This window comes from Mesorhizobium sp. M0778, assembly GCF_040320105.1.
Lineage (GTDB): Bacteria > Pseudomonadota > Alphaproteobacteria > Rhizobiales > Rhizobiaceae > Mesorhizobium.
The window spans coordinates 98,324-117,036 of the sequence record NZ_JAMYPA010000011.1; the positions used below are offsets into that span (position 1 = coordinate 98,324).

An 18,713-nucleotide genomic window follows, 5' to 3' on the forward strand; every position below is an offset into this window, starting at 1 on the left:
CCGGAGACATCTATGGCTGGCACATCCCAACACGGCAAAGCGTTCATCCGTCCGAAGAAGAAGGCCCACCTTCTTGTCATCGAGGCGCGCTTTCACGACGACCTTGCGGACGCGTTGCTCGAAGGCGCGACCAGCGCGCTCGACGAAGCGGGCGCGACATACGATGTCGTCACCGTTCCGGGCTCGCTCGAAATCCCGGCGGTGATTTCCTTCGCGCTCGACGGTGCTTCCGAAGGCGGGACGAGCTATGACGGTTTCGTCGCCCTCGGCACGGTGGTCCGCGGCGACACCTATCATTTCGATATCGTCGCCAATGAATCCAGCCGTGCCCTGATGGACCTGTCCGTGCAGGATTCAGTCTGCATCGGCAATGGCATCCTGACCACCGAAAACGACGAACAGGCCTGGACACGGGCCAGGCGCTCCGAAGGCGACAAGGGCGGCTTTGCGGCGCGTGCGGCGCTGACTATGATCGCCCTAAAGGAACAACTGGGAGAGCGAACGTGAGCGAACCCGCTTCGCCCGGCCAGCCTGCGGTTCGCCATGCCAACAAGCGCGGTGCTGCCCGCCTGGCGGCTGTGCAGGCGCTCTACCAGATGGATGTCGCCGGCAGCGGCGTGTTTGAGATCACCGCCGAATACGAGGCGTTCAGGCTCGGCAAGGAAGTCGACGGCGCGCTCTATCGCGAGGCCGATGCGCAATGGTTTCGCGCCATTCTTGCCGGCGTTGTCGAGCACCAGAAGACCATCGATCCGATTATCCGCCAGGCGCTGACCGAGGACTGGCCGCTGTCGAGGCTCGATTCGACGTTGCGCGCCATATTGCGTGCCGGCGTCTACGAATTGATGAAACGCGAGGACGTGCCGGTGGCGGTCATCGTCTCCGAATATGTCGACATCGCCAAGGCATTTTACGAAGAAGACGAGCCGAAACTGGTCAATGCGGTGCTTGATCGCGTGTCGCGCCGCGTGCGTGGCGAGGGCCGCGGCAAGGACGCCTCATGACTGCTATCGTCGTCGTTGAGGCCGGCAAGGAAGCGCGTCGCACCGCTTTCATCCTCGCAGCCTCGCAGGCGATCATCGGTTCGGCGGCACCCATCGCCATTTCCATGGGCGGACTGGCCGGGCAGTACCTCCTCGAAGCCGACAAGTCGCTGGCAACCGCGCCGATCACCGGCTTCAATGTCGGCGTGGCGCTCGGTTCCCTGCCGGCCGCGGCGATCATCCGCCGGCTCGGCCAGCGCGACGGCTTCATGACCGGCACTGCGGTCACAGCGCTTGGCGGGCTGGTCGCTACGTTGGCGCTGTTTCATGCCAGCTTCTGGCTGTTCGCTTTCGGCCTTGCCGTGATCGGGATCGGCGGTGCCTTTGTCCAGCAATTCCGCTTTGCCGCCGCCGACAATGCTCCGCCTGAATTCAAGGCGCGCGCCATCTCCTTCGTGCTGGCCGGCGGCATCGTCACCGCCATACTTGGGCCGCAGATCGTCATTTTCACCGGCGACCTGTTCTCGCCGGTGAAGTTTGCCGGCTCGTTTGCGTCCATCCTGGTGCTGGCGGCGGTTGGCGCCGCCATCCTCTCTTTATTGCGCATCCCAGCCAAGGCAACCGAGAAGGTGGAAATCGCCGACAGCGACGCCCGGCCGCTCTTAGAAATCGTCACCAGGCCGCGCTTCGTCGCGGCGCTGTTTTGCGCCATCGGCAGCTACGCGCTGATGAGCTTCGTCATGACCGGCGCGCCACTGGCCATGGTCGGCTGCGGCCTTTCGACCGACGACGCCACGCTCGGCATTTCCTGGCATGTGATGGCGATGTTCGCGCCGAGCTTCTTCACGGGGTCGCTGATTTATCGTTTTGGCGCGGAGCGGATCGTGGCCATCGGCCTGGTGCTGCTCATTGGCTGCGGTATAGTCGCGCTGTCGGGGTTGGCACTGTGGCAGTTCTGGACAACGCTGATCCTGCTCGGCCTCGGCTGGAACTTCAGCTTCATCGGCGCCACCGCCATGGTGGCTGACAGCTACCAGCCATCCGAAAAAGGCAAGGTCCAGGGGTTCCACGATTTCGTCCTGTTCGGCTCCGTCGCCTTCGCCTCGCTGATGTCGGGCGCAGTCTACAATGCCTGGGGCTGGGAGATGCTGAACTGGATGATTTTTCCGGTCGTCGCGCTGTGCTTCGTGGCACTGGGCGTGTTGAAGATGACGGGCTTGCGTGCGGCCAGCTGACGCCACGCTGTCGGGACGAGACAACAGCGGATTCACCCAAATCCGAACAAAATTATTGCGTCCATCACCCTTCTTATGAAACCGTGTACCCCGACGGGGCATCGAAGCCATGCTCATATGCGGCAGCCATATTCCGGTTCACAGCAAGGGATTTGTGAGATGTTTTCAATCAAGGTTCTGGCCGGCACCGTGCTGGCGCTCGGCATCACGGTGGCCTCGGCGAGTGCCCAGGTGGTGGTGTCGTCGAAGATCGACACCGAGGGCGGCGTGCTCGGCAACATCATCCAGCTGGTGCTGAACGCCAATAATATCCAGACCACCGACCGCATCCAACTCGGCGGCACGCCTGTGGTACGCAAGGCAATTACGGCCGGCGAGATCGACATCTATCCGGAATACACCGGCAACGCCGCATTCTTCTTCGAGAAGGCCGACGATCCGGTGTGGAAGGATGCCGCTAAGGCCTACGAGACTGCCAAGAAGCTCGATTACGACGCCAACAAGATCGTCTGGCTGTCCCCGTCACCGGCTAACAACACCTGGGCGATCGCCCTGCGTAAGGAGGTCGCCGATACCAACAAGCTCGTCACCCTTTCCGACTTCGGCAAATATGTCTCGGGCGGCGGCAAGGTGGTGCTGGCGGCGTCCGCCGAGTTCGTCAATTCGGCGGCCGCGCTGCCCGCTTTCCAGAAGACCTATGGCTTTACGCTGAAGCCGGACCAGTTGATCACGCTGTCGGGCGGCGATACGGCGGCGACCATTGCCGCTGCGGCCAACCAGACCAACGGCGCCAACGCGGCCATGGTCTACGGCACCGACGGCGGCATCGCGCCCTCCGGCCTCGTCGTGCTTGAGGACGACAAGGGTGTGCAGCCGGTCTACCAGCCGGCGCCGATCATCCGCGAGGCGGTGCTGAAGGAGCACCCGGAAATCGAGACGCTGCTGAAGCCGGTCTTCGCCAAGCTCGATCTCGTCACGCTGCAGGAGTTGAATGGCCGCGTCCAGGTTGGCGGCGAACCGGTCAAGGGCGTCGCCGAAGACTTTTTGAAAAAGAACGGCTTCCTCAAGTAAGGCGATTCCGGCGCGCCGCTTTCGAGGTGCGCGGATCGGCCGATGGGGGAGGGCGTGCGCATCCGGTTTGACAAGCTCGGCGTGGTTATCGCGGCGATATCAGCCTATGCGGCTTTTGCGGCACCATTCGCCACGTTCCGCGCCAATCGCATCGTACCCGGCGAGGCGCGCTCGATCCTCGAATCTTTGCCTGCGGCGGTCGGTGCGCTATTGATGGCGATTGTTGTCGCAGCGGCGCTCATTGCATTGCTGAAAACGCCGCTTGCTCTGCGCCTCGCCGCCAGTGTGGTTGCACTTGCGGCGCTGGCGCTGCTGATCGGCGTTGCCGGCAGCTTCCTGACGACCGCCGGCAACACCTTCGCCCGTATCTCGCCGGCTTCGGGCTTCTGGCTGTTTATCTTCGCCTTCACGCTTCTGCTCGCCGACGTGCTTACAAGGCTGAACCTGTCGCCGCAGGCACGGGTCGGCGTGCTTGTTGTCGCCGCAGCGGCGATCGGCCTGCTGCTGGTCTCGGGGAGCTGGAACAGCCTGTCGATCCTCAAGGAATATTTCAATCGCGCCGATAGTTTTTGGGCGGAAGGCTCCAAGCACGTGACGCTGGCGCTGGGTTCGCTGGCGGCAGCAGTGATTATCGGCCTGCCGCTCGGCATCCTCTGCCACCGCGTCGAGAAATTGCGGGCCGGCGTGCTCAACGTGCTGAACATCATTCAGACCATTCCTTCGATCGCGCTGTTCGGCCTCTTGATAGCACCGCTCGGCTGGGTCGCTTCGCATGTGCCGGGTGCTGCCGCGCTCGGCATTCGCGGCATCGGCACGGCGCCGGCTTTCGTCGCCCTGTTCCTCTATTCACTGCTGCCGGTGGTGGCCAACACCGTGGTCGGCCTTGCCGGTGTGCCGCGTGCCGCCAACGACGCAGCGCGCGGCATGGGCATGACCGACCGCCAGCGGCTGTTCGGCGTCGAGTTTCCGCTGGCTTTCCCGGTGATCCTCACCGGCATTCGCATCGTGCTGGTGCAGAATATCGGCCTCGCCACCATTGCCGCGCTGATCGGCGGCGGCGGCTTTGGCGTATTCGTATTCCAGGGAGTCGGCCAGACGGCGATGGACCTGGTGCTGCTCGGTGCCGTGCCGACGGTGGCGCTGGCCTTCGCCGCCGCCATCATCCTCGATGCAGTGATCGAAATGAGCGCCAGCAAGCGCAGGGTTTAAACGGCATGATCGAGATCGAAGGCATCACCAAGCGCTACGGCGAGACGACAGTGGTCGACGACGTGTCGATAGTAATCGAGCCGCGCAGCATCGCCGTCATCGTCGGCACCTCCGGCTCCGGCAAGACGACGCTGCTTCGCATGATCAACCGGCTGGTCGAGCCGACATCGGGCGTGATCAAGCTCGACGGCGTCGACAACCGCTCGGTGCCTGATTATGAGCTGCGTCGCAGCATCGGCTATGCCATCCAGGGCCACGGTCTGTTTCCGCATCGCACGGTGGCACAGAACATCGCCACTGTGCCGGTATTGCTCGGCTGGGACGCCAACCGCATCAAAGCCCGCGTCGACGAGCTGATGACGCTATATCAGCTCGACCCGCAAGCCTACGGGCCACGCTATCCGCATGAGCTTTCCGGCGGCCAGCAGCAGCGCGTCGGCGTCGCCCGGGCGCTTGCCGCGGAACCCAACGTGCTGTTGATGGATGAGCCGTTCGGCGCGCTCGATCCAATCATCCGCAACAAGGCGCAGGAGGATCTGCTGGCGATCCAGAAGCGCTTCGGCACCACCATCATCCTAGTCACCCATGACATGGAAGAGGCCGTTCACATGGGCGACAAGATCGCGGTGATGGATGGCGGCAAAGTAGTGCAATATGCCGCGCCGGCCGAGATACTGGCGAAACCGGCCAGCGCGTTTGTCGAGACCCTGGTTGGCGCCAGCGAAAAACCGTTCCGGCTGTTATCGCTTGGCCGGGTGCGCGACGCGGTGGAAAAAGGCACGGCCGAAGGCGAGGCGATCCCCGGTGATGCCAGCCAACGCGACGCGTTGGCCGAACTCCTGTGGTCGGGCCGCCCGGCACTGCCCGTGAAAGATACTGATGGCAAATCGCTTGGCCGCGTCACTGTGGATGGACTGGTTAAACGCGCGGCGAGGCCGGCATGAAAGCCTGGCTTCCATCACTGCTCAGGCTTGCCCTGGTGGTGCTGCTTATTGCCTTCGTCACCAATCCCGGCTGGTTCGAACCGCTGCTGAAGCCGCTGACAGAGAACAACGCGCCGGTAATCTACAATCAGGGCAGCCTTTTGACGTTGACGCTGCTGCATCTGCGGACCGTCCTGATCGCAACGGTTGCCGCGACGATCGTTGCGGTCGCGCTCGCCATTCTGGTCACCAGGCCAGCCGGCGCCGAATTCCTGCCGCTGTCGCGCAGCCTGGTCAATATCGGCCAGACCTTTCCGCCGGTGGCGGTGCTGGCGCTTGCCGTGCCGGCCGTCGGCTTCGGCGAAAAGCCGACGCTGATTGCGTTGTTTCTCTATGGCCTGCTGCCGATCTTCGAGAACGCGCTGACCGGCCTGACGACGCTGCCGGCCAATGTCGTCGAGGCGGCGCGTGGCGCCGGCATGACCGGCTGGCAAAGGCTGGTCAAGGTCGAACTGCCGCTCAGCGCGCCGATCATCCTCGGCGGTATCCGGCTGTCGGTGGTGATCAGCCTCGCCACCGCGACCATCGGCTCGACAGTGGCGGCGAGGACATTGGGCGAGGTGATCATCGCCGGCCTGCTGTCGAACAACCTCGCCTTCATCCTGCAGGGCGGCCTGATCGTCGCCGCCCTTGCCGTGCTGATCTATGACGGGCTGTCGGCGATCGAGCGCTACACGGGCCGGCGCATGGGGCGCGAGGTGGAGTAGCCCCTCGGGGCAAAGCTCGCTTCTTTCAACGGCCACTCGAACGCGCCGGATGATCGAGCGTCAGTTCGAGCGTGGTGCCCGTCTCGCTGGCGATCCAGCGGCGGCGGATGATGGCGAAATCGTGCTGTGTGCCGGCTCTAACCACAGAGACTAAGTCGCCCACCGCGCAATAGCTGTCGAGATCGAGGGTTTCGAGAATCGCGGCAATGTCTTGCTTCCCGGCATAATGTCTCGCGACAGTCGTGAGCACTATGATCACTGGTCCCCCCGTTGCGCGATCTTCGGGACTCGGCGATTGATGAGTGCGATGCCCCGATCTTTCAGCAGGAGTTCTTGCCATGACCGCGCGTTTCTCCAAGATCGTCATGTGTTTGTGTCTGGCGGCTTTCGCCTTCCTTGTCCCCTTCGGCAACATCACCGATTACGGCTCAAACTTCGCCTTTGTCCAGCATGTGCTGAGCATGGACACGACCTTTCCCGGCAACGCCCTGATGTACCGCTCGATCACCAACCCGTCGCTGTGGACGGCGGGCTACTGGCTGATCATCATTGGCGAGGCGCTGACCTGCTTGCTCTACCTAGTCGCCGCCTGGCGACTCTGGCAGGCGCGCAACGCCAGCGGACAGGCATTCAACGATGCCAAGAAGTTCGCCATCATAGCCGCCACCATGGGTTTCCTCGTTTGGTATTTCGGCTTCATGGTCGTTGGCGGCGAGTGGTTTGCCATGTGGCAGTCTTCGACATGGAATGGTCAGGAGGCGGCGTTCAAATTCTACATGACAATGCTGGTGGTGCTGATCTTCGTCGTCCAGCCGGACGGCGACCCGCGCAAAGTTTGACGGCCGTTCGCCGATTTCAATCGATCTAATCGGATGGCAGTGTCGAAAGGCGCGCTGCCGTCCAGCCTTTTGGATGAAACCCGGGATCTTTTGAGCGAAAACCGGACAAAAACCGAACAATATCTTGACGTTCCGAGCCCTGTTTCGCATAAGCCGCTGCGAAGGGACGGATTCCGGTTGCGGAAAATTCGTCCCCTGTCTCAACGGCCCGGGGAGGGGTTCTTTTGGGCCACCAATCGAGGAAAATTCGGCAATGACCATACTTTCAGCTGTCATCGCCTGCGGTCTGCTTTCAGTCCTTTACGCCATCTGGGCGACACGTTCGGTCCTCGCGGCCGATCAGGGCAATGCACGCATGCAGGAAATTTCCGCGGCCATCCGCGAAGGCGCGCAAGCCTATCTGGCACGCCAGTACACCACCATCGCCATCGTCGGCGTCGTGGTCCTGCTGCTCGCCTGGTGGCTGCTTTCGATCACCGCCGCCATCGGCTTCCTGATCGGCGCCGTTCTATCGGGCGCCGCTGGCTTCATCGGTATGCACGTCTCGGTGCGCGCCAATGTGCGCACCGCGCAGGCGGCGTCCAACAGCCTCGCTGCCGGCCTCGAGATCGCCTTCAAGTCGGGCGCCATCACTGGCATGCTGGTTGCTGGCCTGGCCCTGCTTGGCGTATCGATCTATTACCTGATCCTCACCCAGTTCATGGGCCTTCAGCCCGATGACCGTGTCGTCATCGACTCGTTGGTTTCGCTTGGCTTCGGCGCCTCGCTGATTTCGATCTTCGCTCGTCTCGGCGGCGGCATCTTCACCAAGGGCGCCGACGTCGGCGGCGATCTCGTCGGCAAGGTTGAAGCCGGCATTCCCGAAGACGATCCACGCAATCCGGCCACCATCGCCGACAATGTCGGCGACAATGTCGGCGATTGCGCCGGCATGGCCGCCGATCTGTTCGAGACCTATGCGGTGACCGTGGTCGCCACCATGGTCCTTGCCGCCATCTTTTTCGGTGGCACCGCCGTTCTCGGCGCGACCATGCTCTATCCGCTGGCCATCTGCGGCGCCTGCATTCTCACCTCGATCGCCGGCACCTTCTTCGTCAAGCTCGGTTCCAGCGGCTCGATCATGGGCGCTCTCTACAAGGGCCTGATCGTCACCGGCCTGCTGTCAATTGTCGGCCTTGCCGTCGCCACTTCGGCATGCATCGGCTGGGGTGAGATCGGCACCGTCGCCGGCATGGCCATCACCGGCACGAACCTGTTCATCTGCGGCCTGGTCGGCCTTGTGGTGACAGGCCTCATCGTGGTGATCACCGAATATTATACCGGCACCAACAAGCGTCCGGTGAACTCCATCGCCCAGGCCTCGGTCACCGGTCACGGCACCAACGTCATCCAGGGCCTGGCGGTCTCGCTCGAAGCGACGGCGTTGCCGGCGATCGTCATCGTCGGCGGCATCATCTCGACATACCAGCTCGCCGGCCTCTACGGCACGGCGATCGCGGTGACGACGATGCTTGGCCTCGCCGGCATGATCGTCGCGCTCGATGCCTTCGGCCCAGTCACCGACAATGCCGGCGGCATTGCCGAAATGGCCGGCCTGCCCAAGGAAGTGCGCCAGTCCACCGACGCGCTCGACGCTGTCGGCAACACCACCAAAGCGGTAACCAAGGGCTACGCCATCGGGTCGGCCGGCCTCGGCGCGCTGGTGCTGTTTGCGGCCTACTCTAACGACCTGAAGTTCTTTGCCGCCAATAGCGACAAATACCCCTACTTCCAGGGCATGGGCGACGTTTCCTTCGACCTCTCCAATCCTTATGTCGTCGCCGGCCTGATCTTCGGCGGCCTGATCCCGTATCTGTTCGGCGGCATCGCCATGACCGCCGTCGGCCGCGCCGCCGGTGCTATCGTCGAGGAGGTGCGCAAGCAGTTCCGCGAGGATCCGGGCATCATGGCCGGCACCTCGAAGCCGAACTATGCGCGCGCCGTCGACCTTCTGACCAAGGCAGCGATCCGGGAGATGATCGTTCCATCACTGCTGCCGGTGCTGGCGCCGCTGGTGGTCTATTTCGGTGTCCTCCTGATCTCCGGTTCGAAGGCATCCGCCTTTGCCGCGCTCGGCGCCTCGCTGCTCGGCGTCATCGTCAACGGCCTTTTCGTTGCCATCTCGATGACCTCCGGCGGCGGTGCCTGGGACAACGCCAAGAAGTCGTTCGAAGATGGTTTCGTCGACAAGGACGGCCTCAAGCACCTCAAGGGCTCCGAAGCACACAAGGCCTCTGTGACCGGCGACACGGTCGGCGATCCCTATAAGGATACTGCTGGGCCGGCGGTCAACCCGGCGATCAAGATCACGAACATCGTCGCGCTGCTGCTATTGGCCGTGCTCGCGCACGGCTAAGCTCGGTCGCCACGGCTCAAGACAAAAACCCGCGGGATCGCTCCCGCGGGTTTTCATTGCCTGAGATGTGCCGCCGCTTACAGGGAAGCGAAAAGAAAAGAAGCCGACACCGTCGAGTGGATCAGGTGCCGCCGAGCGTACTGCCGCCGCTGGCGCCCGGAACACCAGGCGTCAGCTTGCTGGCGCCACTGATGATCTGGCTGAGGAAGTTCTGGTCCTTGCCGCCGGTCGGCGTGGTGCGCGAGATGAAGTCGAACACCTTGCCGTCCTTCAGGCCGTAATTGGCGATCTGGGTGACGCGCCCGTCATCGCCAAAATAGACCGCCAGCACATGCTGGTCGACTAGCCGCGGCTTGTCGAAGGCGACATAGCGCTTGCGCGTCTGCGAAATGTAATAAAAGGCCTCGTTGTCGAAGGTCGCCTTCGTCGAGGGAGTGCCGAGCGCCAGCAGCACCTGTTCGCGGCTCGAGCCGACCGGCACCAGGTCGATCGCCTGCTGGTCGATGACGTAGCCCTGCGTCAGCGTCTCGCTCGGATTGAGATCGCCGATCATCTTGGACGAATTGCAGGCGGAAAGCGCCGCAGCGATCACCAGCAGCGAAACCGCACCGGCGGGCCTAGGCAGGAAAGTCGACTTGAATTTCAGCGCGCGCAACTACAACTCCATAAGCTGGCCGCAACTTGCGCTGGGCCGCAAAACCGGTAAACCAGCTTGCTTGCCGATGCAACAAGGCCACTTCAACAAACGGTCCCGGGAGACCACCCTCAAATGTTCCAGCGCCTCTTTGGCCGCGAACGTCACGCCAACCGCGCCATCACCGAGGCGCTTTACGCACAAATCGTGGCGGCGGCGCGGCAACCGGTGTTTTATTCCGCCTGGAACGTGCCGGACACGCCGCTCGGCCGCTTCGAGATGCTGTCGTTGCACATGTTCCTGTTCCAGCACCGGTTGCGCGGCGAGGGCGGTGCTGCGGCAGAGGTTGCGCAGGTGCTGATCGACGAGTTCTTCATGGATGTCGAACATTCGTTGCGGGAATTGGGCATTGGCGACGTCGGCGTGCCGAAGCGAATGCGGAAACTGGCGAAGATGTTCTATGGCCGTACCGCCGCCTATGACGATGCGCTGAAACGAAATGACCATGATGCGCTTGCCGCCGCCCTTTCCCGCAATGTCAGGCCGGATGCCGGCGCCTGGCCGCAAGCGTCGCAACTGGCACTCTATGCCGCCGATGCATCAAGGCAACTCACGCAACAGCCGACCGAATCGATCGTTTCCGGCACGGTGGCATTTCCAGTGGCCAACTCTGAGCGAAGGCAGGCCGAATGAAGGCGGCGAAGTGGAGGCGAAGATGAAACATCCTGATACCCACAGCCCAGTGTCATTCCTGGCAAATGTCGCCCGGATGCCGCAAAAAGGGCTGCCGGTGGTGATCGATGCCGACGCCGGGCAGCGCGCCATACTGGCCGTCGAGCATGAGCTGCTTTCGGTCGAGAACTATCGCGCCGAACTTCTGATCGAGCCGTGGAAGCGCAATGGGGTGAAAGTCAGCGGCCATGTCGAGGCCGATATTACGCAGGCCTGCATCGTCACTCTCGACCCGGTCGAGGCGCATATCGACGAGCCGGTCGAGGCGCTGTTCCTGCCGGAACAATCCAAGCTCGGGCGGCAAGGTTTCGACGGTGGCGGTGAGATCCTGCTCGACGCCGAAGGGCCGGACAGCCCGGAAACCTTTTCCGGCGACGCGATCGACGTCGGGGCGCTTGCCGAACAGTTCTTTGGCTTGGCGATCGATCCCTATCCGCGCAAGCCGGGTGTGTCGCTGGAGGCCGCCGGCGATGCCGAGCCTGTGGAGAATGAATTCCAGCAAAAGCTCAGATCACTGCTGGGAAAATCCTGATGGCTGACCCAATTTGAGAAAAGTTGGTTGTGCGGCAGCCCAAAACCGTTATTTTCGCCGAACCTTCGCGAGCCCCGTACCTTGGCAAGCCCGCTGGCCAAGCAACCGTGAGATGAACACCGCGTGATCAGGATTTCCATCGATGCCATGGGCGGCGATCACGGGCCAAGCGTGGTCATCCCGGCGCTCATGACTGTCGCCACCCGCCGTCCGGACATACGCTTCGTCATCTATGGGCGCGAAGAAGCGGTAAGGCCTGAACTCGCCAAATTCCCCAAGCTAGCGGAGGTGAGCGAGTTCATCCACTGCGAGATCGCAGTCCGGATGGACGACAAGCCGAGCCAGGCACTGCGCCATGGCCGCTGGAAGTCATCGATGTGGAAAGCCGTCGAAGCGGTCAAGGCAGGCACGGCGGACGCCTGCATCTCGGCTGGCAATACCGGCGCACTGATGGCGATGTCCAGATTCTGCCTTCGCACCATGGCGACCATCGACCGCCCGGCGATTGCGGCGCTCTGGCCGACATTGCGCGGCGAAAGCGTGGTGCTGGACGTCGGCGCAACCATCGGTGCGGATGCGCATCAACTGGTTGATTTTGCCATTCTGGGTACCGGCATGGCGCGCTCGGTTTTCGGCATCGAACGGCCGAGCGTCGGCCTGCTCAATGTCGGCGTCGAGGAGATCAAGGGTCAGGAGGAGGTCAAGGAAGCAGGCCGTATGCTGCGCGAGGCCAACATGGCCTCGATGAACTACCATGGCTTTGTCGAGGGTGACGACATCGGCAAGGGCAGTGTCGACGTCGTCGTTACCGAAGGATTTGCCGGCAATATCGCGCTCAAGACGGCGGAAGGCACGGTCAGGCAGATCGCCGGCTACCTGCGCGCCGCGATGAACCGGACACTGATGGCCAGGATCGGCTATATCTTCGCCAAGACCGCCTTCGATCGCCTGCGCGAGAAGATGGATGTCGGCCGCTCCAATGGCGGCGTCTTCCTGGGATTGAACGGCATCGTGGTGAAAAGCCATGGCGGGGCTGATTCGGATGGCTTCGCTGCGGCGATCGAGCTCGGCTACGACATGGTGCGCAACAATCTGCTTGACCGCATCGAGGCCGATCTCGACCTGTTCCATGCCCGCAATCCGAATGCCCAGACAATCCGGAAATCCGACGTCGTCATCGACGCAAAGGAATAGGAAAGAGCATTGATCAGATCAGTCGTGCGCGGCACGGGCGCCGCGCTGCCCCGCCGCATTATGAAGAATGCCGATTTTGAAGGCATGGTCGAGACCTCGGACGAATGGATCGTCCAGCGTACCGGTATTCGCCAGCGCCACATTGCGGCCGACGACGAGACGACGGCCTCTCTGGGTGAGGCGGCAGCGCGCGCAGCCCTCGACAGCGCCGGCCTGACGGCTGACGACATCGACCTGATCGTGCTGGCGACCTCGACGCCCAACAACACCTTTCCCGCGACCGCAGTCGAGATCCAGAACCGGCTCGGCATGCACCACGGTTTTGCCTTCGACCTGCAGGCGGTCTGCTCGGGTTTTGTCTATGCGGTGACGACCGCCGACCTCTATATCCGCGGCGGCTTGGCCAGACGGGTGCTGGTGATCGGCTCGGAAACGTTTTCGCGCATTCTCGACTGGAACGACCGCTCGACCTGCGTTTTGTTCGGCGACGGCGCCGGCGCGATAGTGCTGGAAGCAGGCACGGGGGCAGGCGGCATCGCCGACCGAGGCGTTCTGGCGGCCAGCCTGCGCTCCGACGGCATCCACAAGGACAAGCTTTTTGTCGACGGTGGGCCGTCGACTACCGGAACGGTCGGGCACCTCAGGATGGAAGGCCGCGAAGTGTTCAAGCATGCGGTCGGCATGATCACCGACGTCATCGAGGCGACGTTCGCACAGGCCGGCATCAGCGCCGCTGATCTCGACTGGTTCGTGCCGCATCAAGCCAATAAACGAATTATTGATGCTTCGGCCAAAAAGCTCGGGATAGAGGAGCGGAAGGTGGTGGTGACCGTCGATTTGCACGGTAACACATCGGCTGCTTCCGTGCCGCTGGCACTATCCGCGGCCGTCGCCGACGGCCGCATCAAAAAGGGTGACCTGGTGCTGCTTGAGGCGATGGGCGGCGGCTTCACCTGGGGCGCCGTCCTGCTGCGTTGGTAAGTGCCGAACTAACGGGTTCGGGTCCTTGACCTTGACGGATCAATTACTTAGGTTCTGCCGTTGCTTGTATCGATTTTATTTTTTGAGCTGATGGGACGGTTCGTATGGGGGGAAAGACACTTACGCGCGCCGACCTCGCCGAAGCCGTTTACCGCAAGGTTGGGCTGTCGCGTACTGAATCGGCCGAGCTTGTCGAGGCGGTGCTGAATGAGATCTGCGAGGCGATCGTTCGCGGTGAGACGGTGAAACTGTCGTCCTTCGCGACCTTCCATGTCCGTTCCAAGAACGAGCGCATCGGGCGCAATCCCAAGACCGGTGAGGAAGTGCCGATCCTGCCGCGCCGGGTGATGACCTTCAAGTCATCGAACGTGCTGAAGAACCGCATCCTGCGCTCCCATCAAAACAGCAAGGCCAAGGGCAGCAAGTAGATTCCCGATCTCCCTTGCCGAGAATCCATGCTTCAAGCTTCGGTTGAAAAACGAACTCTGCTTTTACGCCGGGCTTGAATATTGTTTCATAAACCGCTGAAATAAGATGCGATTCGGCAGGCCGGATCGGAATTTGGGTGTGATCCGCCCCGGTGGACGGAAAGCTGCTCTCTTTGTTTTACCGTGATGTTGCCCGAAAACCGGTCCCCGCCTTTCGCGACCATGATCTAGCGTGAGGATTCGCCCATGGACAAGAGCCCCGATGCTTTCCGCACCATCAGCGAGGTCGCGGAGGATCTGGATTTGCCGCAGCACGTGCTGCGCTTCTGGGAGACGCGTTTCAACCAGATCAAGCCGATGAAGCGCGGCGGCGGCCGCCGCTACTACCGGCCGCAGGACGTCGAGCTGATCAAGGGCATTCGCCATATGCTCTACGATCAGGGCTATACGATCAAGGGCGTACAGAAGCTGTTGCGCGAGAACGGCAACCAGTTTTTGATCGCCGTCGGCAATGGCGACATGGCGGCGGTCGAGGCGATCTCGCAGCGCCGGCAGGCTGAGGCGGTACCGCTGACGCAAGCGGCGCAGCCGCGCGGCCCCGACGACGAGATGCTGGTCGGCCAACCGAGGGTGAAACCCAGCCGTCGTTTTTTCGGCATCGGCAAGACCGACGAGGAAGGCCCGGTTCCGCCGGACACGTCAAAACTTTCCCGTGACAATCGCGCATTGCTGCAGGAGGCGCTGTTCGACCTGCTGGAATGCAAGCGCCTGCTCGATCAGGTTCGCTAGAGCCCGCCGGGACTGACCGGAACGGTCTTCAGGGTCATGCGTTAGGCTTCCTTCTGCAGATGAAGGAACCACGTCATGGCATCGCTTTCGAGCATCTCCGAGACCGATCTGAACAAGCAGGTCGCCGCCCTGACCAGGGAACTGGCCACTTTGAAGAAAGCCGTGTTGAAGCGGGGCGGCGCCTATTACGAAGACGGTCGCGATACCGCGTCGGACTATTATTCGGATATCGCCGAGCGTCTCGGCGACACCTTGCCGGCAATCAGAAGGCAAGGTCGGGCGATCGAGAAGACCGCCCGTGATCACCCGGCGACGGCGGCCGCTGTCGGGCTGGTTCTGGTCGGGCTGGTCGCCAGTCTCTTCCTCGGTGGCCGGCAGCAAAAAGCGCCGCGAGCGCGTTCAAGGTAGAGGAAATGCGGTGGTCAGCGGGACCGCCGCCATTTCGTCGACGCGGCAAACCCGGCAAGCTGGCCGCCCTTGATCAAAGACCAAGAACGCCTGCTTGCCGGCTGTCTGTCCCAAGGCGTTTTCAGTACTTCTTCGCCACGACCTTCTTGTGATGATGGCGATAGTGGTGGACGCGGTGATGGTAGTGATGGCGGTGATGCTTCTTGACGGTGGTGTGCATCGTCGCTGCACTCGCGCTGCTCGCGCCGATGATCGGCATCGAAAGGGCAAGTGCGATTGCAAGTCCAAGGGCGGAGAGAAGAGACTTCTTCATGACATCGTTTCCTTTTTGCGCAGGGCGAATTTGAGCGTCACCGATTCAGGTCGGTGACTCGAGCACTGCGGTCAGGACTATCGCCTTGGAGTTTTTCGGCAGTTTTTCCGGCCTGTAGAATTTTGTTTCCGAACCGTGTCTGCCGACGATCAAGCCAGATATGAGCGCGCCGGCATCCGCCATTCATTCCGGCGTCGGTTCACGATGCCGTGACGCTATCTTTGATGCTTGGCAAATCACCGGCGAGCGGGCATTCTCCCGATCGTCTCAGGCAACAACATGATTTGATCTAACTCTTTCATCCCACGGAGTTGCCAATGCCCCAAATAGCAAAACGCGAACCTTACTCCGAATTGGCGGCGAGCGCGGTTACGCCTGAACGCAGTGCCGTCCGAACCGCCCGGGAAGCCCGTGGATACAGCATCGAAGAGCTGTCCCTGGCGTGCGGGCTGGCAGCCTATGAGATTGCCGACATCGAAAGCGGCAAGGATGCCGATCCTTCGAAACGTCGGCGTATTGCCTCCGCGCTTCAGCTTCCGGAAAGCGCTCTGTTCGACGAAGCCGTGTTGCCTGCGAAAAGGCGGTCCGTGTCGTAGCGGCGTGCCATGCGTTTATTCGACGAGCTCGCCATGGGTTGCCCTGGCGAGCTTCGTTTTCCGGCCACGTAGCGGACTTGCCGGCCGCCACGGCGACGCGAGACGGAAATCGCCGGAGATGAGCCTCGAATCCGTTCGCGCTTTCTTCGTCGCCCACGCGCCCGAAATCGACGTCATCGTTACGCAAGCCAGCTCGGCGACGGTGCCTCTGGCTGCCGAAGCGCATGGCGTAGCGCCGGCGCAGATTGCCAAGACGATCTGCCTGCGCGCCGGCGACCAGACGATGCTGATCGTGGCCAGCGGCATCTCCAGGCTGGACAATCGCAAATTCAAGGACCGGTTCGGCGGCAAGGCGCGAATGCTGGATGCCGAGCAGGTGCTCGCCGCGACCGGTCATCCCGTCGGTGGGGTGTGCCCGTTCGGCCTACCGGCACCGCTCCCGGTGTACTGCGACGTCTCGCTGCGCGCCTTTGACGAGGTCGTCCCCGCCGCAGGCGCGACGAACGCCGCCGTCCGGCTCAGCCCGCAACGCATGGCCGAACTCGTCGACGCCGAGTGGGTGGATGTCTGCCAGTAGCCCTTTATCCGGGTCGTGGGATCCGGTGAGCGTTACCGCTATTCGGTCTTCTGTGGCTCTTCTTTCTTGATCGTCTGAGCGTCCGCGGCTGTCGACATATCTGCCTTCTCGACGCTCGCTGTCCTCGTCTGCGTGTCGACCGATGCCTGGACCTTTGAATGCGCGGGGCAATCCGCAGAGGCAGCGGATATGGACAGGGTCAGTGCGGCGGCTGTTGCGAGGAATGTCTTCATGATCATTCTCCTCTTTCATTGGATATTCGTTGGGAAGATTAGCCCGTCTGGCACCGACCGCAAAATCACATTTGTTCACGCGCGCCCTTGCGTGCACGGAAGCCTACGCTGGACCAATAATTCAAATGGTTGCGCGGATAGCCGCTTGCCGTATCAAAACCCACTGCCTCCGGCCGGAGGATTTTTGGCGTAAAAAATCTCGCCGCTCAGAGCCAGTCTCAAATCTTCGGCGCTGAGCTGACCACTTTCGAACAAATCCATCACCCTGCGGCCGAGCACTTCTCTGCCTGGATCGCCGTCAGCGAGGCCTAGTTCACGGCATCGGGCATCAAGTGCTTTGGCCAACATGGTCAGCTCGGCAGGACAGGTAGCTCCTTGAAGCGACATTGCATCTCTCCCGAAAAGGCCGAAAGGGCGTGTCATCTTCGAAGCGTCCGCTCGCCCTTACAACTGCGGACGACGGCAATTCAACTAGAGCCAACCTTTTTCGAACTCAACATTCGAACGTATTAAAAACGCCGCCCGCGCTCCAATGGGAGGATCCTGCTACAATACGGTATGGCCGTCCGTATAGCGGTTGTCCTAATGCTTCTTTTCGCCTTCGCCTACGGTTTCGCAAAACTCGTGGAACATTATGGCAGCGTTGGCGACAGGCCCTCTCCGTGTGAAGAATTGCCCTATCCTGATTGTCCTGACCCAAAAGCTCCTCCCCGGGAAGAAACTAAGCCTTGAGCAGGTGCTTGTTTGTAGGCGGCCTCATGGCCATGGCACCGGAGTTCGCCCACCGCCAGCGGAACAACAAGTCTTTCGGCTCGTTTAGGTAAGTAGCCCCGCACGGAAGCATCAAGCACCGTAGCGGAAGGTTGCCTCGCTGGAGGATTGCTATATGGGAAAGCAACTTTTATCTGCTGCGACAGGAATCTTTCTTTTCGTAGGTATCGGAACCGCCGCTGCTCAGGACGTCATCATTCAGCCTGAGCAAGACACGGTGATCCGGGAGTATGTAAAGAAGAAGCCGGTAGCATCCCTGAGCCTTCCCGGTGTTGAGCTCAACATTGGCACCGCTCTGCCCGACACAGTCGAGCTTTACGAAGTGCCGGACGTTCAGTACCGCTATGTAGTCGTCGAGGGACGAACCGTCCTGGTTGATCCAGGTACCCGCAAAATTGTTAAGATCTACGATTGATTTTCTGCCTGAAGCCCGCCGTGCCGAAAAAGCGGCGGGCTTGTTTGCGTTCAGCCGCCAATCGCGGTAGCGGACGATGCGCTCGCGTCCTCACGGAAACCGGCGGGGTGAGCTGCCACGTTTCGTTCCCAGGCCGCCAGCATCCAGGTTGGGTTCTTCATGCTTGCTGCCATTGATCCTTCCGGCATTCCCGCAAGCAACGAGGGCCGGGCACGTTGCGCTTGCTCGACTTTCCTGACCCCGTCGCTGCCGCCCTGAAAAAGTTTCAGGCCAAGCCGGCCGCCGGCGTTGAACCAGTTCGTTCCAACCGCCGGTTGGTGGACGCGCTACCGCTCATGCGCCTAATGTCGACTTGATCCGCGCGCACCTGGCAAGCCCGCCCACCCGAGTCCCCCGCCTGGTGCAACAGCGCTTGATCGGCCCCGCCGTACTTCATGTGCGGCGGGTTTTTATTTACTCGATGGAACAACCCGGCCGGCGCGACGGTTCATCTCAACGCAGCAAGTCCCTCCTCATAAGAATTGCTGCCAGATCGGGTTGCACCGATCTGCCCGCGTCCTTCTCCCGGAAGGCGCGAGCTTTTTGCATGCTGGTTTGGGCTATTCCACATTGACCTGGCGAGCGAAGCCCTTGGTCGAAATCGTGTTGCGCTGGCTGCAATGCGGCTATTCTGTATGGCCAGTTGGGG

The 18,713-nt window shown here is 61.8% G+C and carries 24 protein-coding genes; 19 read left to right on the top strand and 5 right to left on the bottom strand.

Annotated elements, in window-relative coordinates; genetic code table 11:
* Positions 1-12: 12 nt before the first annotated feature.
* The 7 genes from ribH (at position 13) to NKI22_RS17475 (ending at position 6,188) form a co-directional block, all read left to right on the top strand.
* Positions 13-507 carry a 6,7-dimethyl-8-ribityllumazine synthase gene (gene ribH, locus NKI22_RS17445; RefSeq protein ID WP_023717278.1) on the top strand — a complete coding sequence of 165 codons (495 nt, stop codon included), beginning with the start codon at positions 13-15 and terminating at the stop codon, positions 505-507.
* The gene (gene nusB / locus NKI22_RS17450; RefSeq protein WP_023717279.1) at positions 504-1,004 is read left to right on the top strand and encodes a transcription antitermination factor NusB; all 501 of its coding nucleotides are present in this window, start codon (positions 504-506) and stop codon (positions 1,002-1,004) included. The genes ribH and nusB overlap by 4 nt, the downstream gene beginning before the upstream one ends.
* Positions 1,001-2,218: an MFS transporter gene (locus NKI22_RS17455; RefSeq protein WP_023717280.1), complete on the top strand. Its 1,218-nt coding sequence runs from the start codon at positions 1,001-1,003 to the stop codon at positions 2,216-2,218. Before nusB ends, NKI22_RS17455 begins: the two co-directional genes overlap by 4 nt.
* Positions 2,219-2,377: 159 nt before the next feature.
* Complete coding sequence (gene osmF / locus NKI22_RS17460; protein ID WP_352481230.1) at positions 2,378-3,289, top strand: glycine betaine ABC transporter substrate-binding protein OsmF; 912 nt, start codon at positions 2,378-2,380, stop codon at positions 3,287-3,289.
* Positions 3,290-3,331: 42 nt separating this feature from the next.
* Positions 3,332-4,498: an ABC transporter permease gene (locus NKI22_RS17465; protein WP_352481229.1), complete on the top strand. Its 1,167-nt coding sequence runs from the start codon at positions 3,332-3,334 to the stop codon at positions 4,496-4,498.
* A gap of 5 nt (positions 4,499-4,503) precedes the next feature.
* On the top strand, positions 4,504-5,442 hold the full coding sequence (locus tag NKI22_RS17470) for an ABC transporter ATP-binding protein (RefSeq protein WP_352481228.1): 939 nt from the start codon (positions 4,504-4,506) through the stop codon (positions 5,440-5,442).
* Positions 5,439-6,188, top strand: coding sequence for an ABC transporter permease (locus NKI22_RS17475; protein WP_023717283.1), 750 nt, complete (start codon positions 5,439-5,441; stop codon positions 6,186-6,188). The genes NKI22_RS17470 and NKI22_RS17475 overlap by 4 nt, the downstream gene beginning before the upstream one ends.
* Positions 6,189-6,213: 25 nt before the next feature.
* Here NKI22_RS17475 and NKI22_RS17480 read toward each other — a convergent pair whose 3' ends face one another.
* A complete protein-coding gene (locus NKI22_RS17480; protein WP_023717284.1) occupies positions 6,214-6,447 on the bottom strand; it encodes a hypothetical protein in 234 nt (77 codons plus the stop codon).
* Positions 6,448-6,526: 79 nt separating this feature from the next.
* Between NKI22_RS17480 and NKI22_RS17485 the strand changes: the two genes are divergently transcribed.
* Positions 6,527-7,027, top strand: coding sequence for a DUF2165 family protein (locus tag NKI22_RS17485; RefSeq protein WP_352815975.1), 501 nt, complete (start codon positions 6,527-6,529; stop codon positions 7,025-7,027).
* 253 nt (positions 7,028-7,280) lie between these two features.
* Entirely contained in the window at positions 7,281-9,422 is a 2,142-nt protein-coding gene (locus NKI22_RS17490; RefSeq protein ID WP_023717286.1) for a sodium-translocating pyrophosphatase, read from the top strand.
* A gap of 121 nt (positions 9,423-9,543) precedes the next feature.
* Here the strand turns inward: NKI22_RS17490 and NKI22_RS17495 are convergent, their stop codons facing one another.
* Entirely contained in the window at positions 9,544-10,077 is a 534-nt protein-coding gene (locus tag NKI22_RS17495; RefSeq protein WP_023717287.1) for an outer membrane protein assembly factor BamE, read from the bottom strand.
* A gap of 114 nt (positions 10,078-10,191) precedes the next feature.
* On the opposite strand from NKI22_RS17495, the gene NKI22_RS17500 reads away from it, so the two are divergent.
* The 7 genes from NKI22_RS17500 (at position 10,192) to NKI22_RS17530 (ending at position 15,120) form a co-directional block, all read left to right on the top strand.
* A complete protein-coding gene (locus tag NKI22_RS17500; RefSeq protein ID WP_023717288.1) occupies positions 10,192-10,749 on the top strand; it encodes a ubiquinol-cytochrome C chaperone family protein in 558 nt (185 codons plus the stop codon).
* Positions 10,750-10,771: 22 nt separating this feature from the next.
* Positions 10,772-11,320: a YceD family protein gene (locus NKI22_RS17505; protein ID WP_023717289.1), complete on the top strand. Its 549-nt coding sequence runs from the start codon at positions 10,772-10,774 to the stop codon at positions 11,318-11,320.
* 123 nt (positions 11,321-11,443) lie between these two features.
* The gene (plsX, locus tag NKI22_RS17510; RefSeq protein ID WP_352481224.1) at positions 11,444-12,514 is read left to right on the top strand and encodes a phosphate acyltransferase PlsX; all 1,071 of its coding nucleotides are present in this window, start codon (positions 11,444-11,446) and stop codon (positions 12,512-12,514) included.
* Between the two features lie 9 nt (positions 12,515-12,523).
* Positions 12,524-13,495: a beta-ketoacyl-ACP synthase III gene (locus NKI22_RS17515; protein ID WP_023717291.1), complete on the top strand. Its 972-nt coding sequence runs from the start codon at positions 12,524-12,526 to the stop codon at positions 13,493-13,495.
* A gap of 104 nt (positions 13,496-13,599) precedes the next feature.
* Positions 13,600-13,923, top strand: a complete 324-nt coding sequence (locus tag NKI22_RS17520; RefSeq protein WP_023717292.1) for an integration host factor subunit alpha — start codon at positions 13,600-13,602, stop codon at positions 13,921-13,923.
* A gap of 246 nt (positions 13,924-14,169) precedes the next feature.
* Complete coding sequence (locus tag NKI22_RS17525; RefSeq protein WP_352815973.1) at positions 14,170-14,712, top strand: MerR family transcriptional regulator; 543 nt, start codon at positions 14,170-14,172, stop codon at positions 14,710-14,712.
* A gap of 75 nt (positions 14,713-14,787) precedes the next feature.
* Positions 14,788-15,120 (top strand): hypothetical protein, encoded by a 333-nt coding sequence (locus tag NKI22_RS17530; protein ID WP_352815971.1) that lies wholly within the window; start codon positions 14,788-14,790, stop codon positions 15,118-15,120.
* 121 nt (positions 15,121-15,241) lie between these two features.
* On the opposite strand, the gene NKI22_RS17535 is transcribed toward NKI22_RS17530, so the two are convergent.
* On the bottom strand, positions 15,242-15,433 hold the full coding sequence (locus NKI22_RS17535; protein WP_023717295.1) for a hypothetical protein: 192 nt from the start codon (positions 15,431-15,433) through the stop codon (positions 15,242-15,244).
* 317 nt (positions 15,434-15,750) lie between these two features.
* Between NKI22_RS17535 and NKI22_RS17540 the strand changes: the two genes are divergently transcribed.
* Together NKI22_RS17540 and NKI22_RS17545 are read left to right on the top strand one after the other, a co-directional pair.
* On the top strand, positions 15,751-16,029 hold the full coding sequence (locus NKI22_RS17540; protein WP_023674515.1) for a helix-turn-helix domain-containing protein: 279 nt from the start codon (positions 15,751-15,753) through the stop codon (positions 16,027-16,029).
* A 118-nt stretch (positions 16,030-16,147) separates the two neighbouring features.
* The gene (locus NKI22_RS17545) at positions 16,148-16,606 is read left to right on the top strand and encodes a YbaK/EbsC family protein (protein WP_023717299.1); all 459 of its coding nucleotides are present in this window, start codon (positions 16,148-16,150) and stop codon (positions 16,604-16,606) included.
* A 38-nt stretch (positions 16,607-16,644) separates the two neighbouring features.
* On the opposite strand, the gene NKI22_RS17550 is transcribed toward NKI22_RS17545, so the two are convergent.
* A complete protein-coding gene (locus tag NKI22_RS17550; RefSeq protein WP_023717300.1) occupies positions 16,645-16,839 on the bottom strand; it encodes a hypothetical protein in 195 nt (64 codons plus the stop codon).
* Positions 16,840-16,992: 153 nt separating this feature from the next.
* A complete protein-coding gene (locus tag NKI22_RS17555) occupies positions 16,993-17,226 on the bottom strand; it encodes a hypothetical protein (RefSeq protein WP_031193496.1) in 234 nt (77 codons plus the stop codon).
* Positions 17,227-17,725: 499 nt separating this feature from the next.
* Between NKI22_RS17555 and NKI22_RS17560 the strand changes: the two genes are divergently transcribed.
* Positions 17,726-18,025, top strand: coding sequence for a DUF1236 domain-containing protein (locus tag NKI22_RS17560; protein ID WP_023717301.1), 300 nt, complete (start codon positions 17,726-17,728; stop codon positions 18,023-18,025).
* Positions 18,026-18,713 lie beyond the last annotated feature (688 nt).